The following is a 2,641-nucleotide window of genomic DNA, read 5'->3' on the forward strand; positions in this document are numbered from 1 at the left end:
GTTGCATCTGCGTCTGGTGCGCGGGTTTTCAAGTTGCTGGGGTCTCTCAGGCACCTGTGAAGACCGACTCTACCGTCCCTGCGCGCGTGCAACCAGTGTGCCGAGCTACAGCGCGGTCGGCGTCTGCTCACACCAGCCGCCTGGCGCCAGTCCATCCAGGGTGTAGGGGCCGATGGCGGCGCGCACCAGGCGCAACGTGGGTAGGCCGACGGCGGCTGTCATGCGGCGCACCTGGCGGTTGCGGCCTTCCCGGATCACCAGTTCCAGCCAACTGGTCGGAATCGACTGGCGCGCACGGATGGGTGGCTCGCGTGCCCACAGGCCGGCTGGCTCCGGCAGCGCACGGGCGCGCGCGGGCAGGGTGGGGCCGTCCTTCAGTTGCACGCCTTGGCGCAAGGCCGTCAGCGCCTCGGCACTGGCTGTGCCTTCCACCTGCACCCAGTAGGTTTTTTCCATCTTGTGGCGCGGGTCGGCGATGCGGGCCTGCCAGCGGCCGTCGTTGGTGAGCAGCAGCAGGCCCTCGCTGTCGGCATCCAGGCGACCCGCCACGTACACGCCCGGCAGGTCGATGAAGTCCTTCAGCCCGCGCCAGCGGCCTTCGGGTGTGAACTGGCTGAGCACGCCATACGGCTTGTTGAAGCGGATCAGTCGGCTGGTGGAGGGTGGCGGTGGCGCTGGAGGCATGACGCAGGCAGCTTAGCACCGTGGCGGTGCCCGCTTGGCATTCCGCACAGCGGTTTGCAGGCGCTCAGTGCAAGGGTATGGGCGCGGTGGGAATGTCTTGCTCGTTCACGGGTTCTGCGTCGCGCAGTGCGATCTGGGCTTTTTGTTCGGCTGCGTTGAGCACGCTCATGGGGTTGGCATCGGTCGGGTCGAGCGAGACCACCCCCGTGCCCACGCGTGGCAGGAAGCTGTGCTTGATCTGCCACTCGCCCACGACCGGCAGTGGTCGCATCACCAATGCCTGCAAGTGCGCCACGGTGTTGCTGACCAGGGCGTTGTGCTGGTCCCTGGACACCACCACCACAAAGCAGCGGGGGTGGTACAGGCCGACCACGCAGCGAAAGCCTGCCGCGCGGCGGATGCGTGCCGCCATGATGGCCAGAATCTGGTGCTCGACGCCTTGCCAGGTGGGGCCGGTCAACTCGTACAGATTGCTCAAATACACGCAAATCACGGTGCAACGGCTGCGCCGCCGGGCGGTGCTCCAGAACGCGTGCTCCACTTTGGACAGCAGGTCGGCGCCGGTGGGCAGGCCGGTGGCCGGGTCGGCGCCCAGTTCCAGATCCAGCAAGCGCTTGAGCATCCGGTTCTGCCGGTTGCGCAACAGCACCAGCAAGATGGCGATCTGGAAATAGGCCACGGTGCACAAGGCGGTCAGCACCCAGGTGCCCAAGCCAAAGCCGGCCACCTGGAGTCCACGCAGGTAGAGGCCGCTGACCATCGCGCCCAGGCAGAGAATGGCCAGCAACATCCAGCGTGCCAGGGGATCGCCGAACACCGCGCTGCGGGCCACCACCACGAGTGCAATCAACACCGGAACCATGTTCACCCCTGCAGCCAGCCACAGCAAGGCATGGAAATCTTCGGGGGCGATCTGACTGGCCAGCAGCGCCAGGGCGCTGGCGCAGAGGAACAACAGGGCGCCGCCCCAGGCGGTGAGGCGGTACATCAGCGGGTCTTCGCGCATGCCACCCAGCCAGATGCCCAGAAAGTACACCGCCATCGCGCCAGCCAATGGCCCCAGGCAGACCTTGAGCACCATCATCAGGTGCTCCGGCAAATCCGGAAAGAACACCTCAGGCAAACCGGTGATGATCACGCAGCTGGTGCCGGTGACCAGTACAAACAACAGGTTGCGAACCGATCCGGCGCTGCGGTTGCTCACCACATCACCCAATGCCAGCGCCAGCAGCGTCAACAGGCCGCCCAGCATGGCCGACCAAACAGCAATTTCAGAAGTAGGCATCGGCCTATTATGGTGTGGCGACAGGTGGGCCTGGCCACGCAGCCTGCTGGTTCACAACTGGCCAGCGAGCGCTTTTGACATGCCCGATCGGTGGGCGTGGCTTCATCTCCTGCCGCAACGCGCCCGGGCCTTGCGCTCGGGCCGTGCCCGACGGAACTTCAGTGCGAGGCGGGCGCTGGCACCATCACGGGGTGGATGGTGAACACCTCTGGCGAGCGGGGGTTCACCGACACTTTGACCCAGTGGTTCACCGGGCTGCCAAAGGTTTGCAGGCGCGTCAGATTGGGCAGCACTTTGCTGGGGCTGTACAGCGGCTTGTCGAGTTTGAAATAGTGGGTGTCGCCGTGCACCAGCAAGACCTGGCCCTTGAACTGCTCGGTCTCGGCCACCAAGGCGCCGAGGAATTTGCGGTAGCCCGCAAACCGCGCTTGCTGGCTTTCGTCTTCATCCTCGGTTTCCGGCAGATCAAACCCCGGGTCGCCCTGGAAAACCACCACCAGGCCTTTGGCCTTGCGGTGGCGCGCCACGCTGAACGAAGACTTCAGCCAGTCGATGTTGGCCGCATCGCGCTCTTCGTATTCGGCGTTGCCCAGCTGGCAGTCGGCCCAGGTGCGTGCGCTCTTGTGCGTGCACGATTTCTCCGAGCTCACCAGGTTGTTGTTGCTGCCCGGA

General features: G+C 65.4%; 2 protein-coding genes and 1 pseudogene. All 3 read right to left on the minus strand.

Going from position 1 to position 2,641, the window contains the following annotated elements; all coding sequences use genetic code 11:
* Positions 1-105 precede the first annotated feature (105 nt).
* The gene (locus ABYB95_RS21055) at positions 106-684 is read right to left on the minus strand and encodes a pseudouridine synthase (RefSeq protein WP_372661504.1); all 579 of its coding nucleotides are present in this window, start codon (positions 682-684) and stop codon (positions 106-108) included.
* A gap of 64 nt (positions 685-748) precedes the next feature.
* Complete coding sequence (locus ABYB95_RS21060) at positions 749-1,969, minus strand: hypothetical protein (RefSeq protein ID WP_372661507.1); 1,221 nt, start codon at positions 1,967-1,969, stop codon at positions 749-751.
* 158 nt (positions 1,970-2,127) lie between these two features.
* Positions 2,128-2,641: pseudogene (locus ABYB95_RS21065) on the minus strand (hypothetical protein); the annotation flags it as partial.

The organism is Hydrogenophaga sp., from assembly GCF_041633695.1.
Classification (GTDB): Bacteria; Pseudomonadota; Gammaproteobacteria; order Burkholderiales; family Burkholderiaceae_C; genus Hydrogenophaga.

Bases quoted from the DNA above. Each gene is read 5' to 3' on its own strand.
- ABYB95_RS21055 (WP_372661504.1), bottom strand. From the start codon at position 684: ATGCCTCCAGCGCCACCGCCACCCTCCACCAGCCGACTGATCCGCTTC.
- ABYB95_RS21060 (WP_372661507.1), bottom strand. From the start codon at position 1,969: ATGCCTACTTCTGAAATTGCTGTTTGGTCGGCCATGCTGGGCGGCCTG.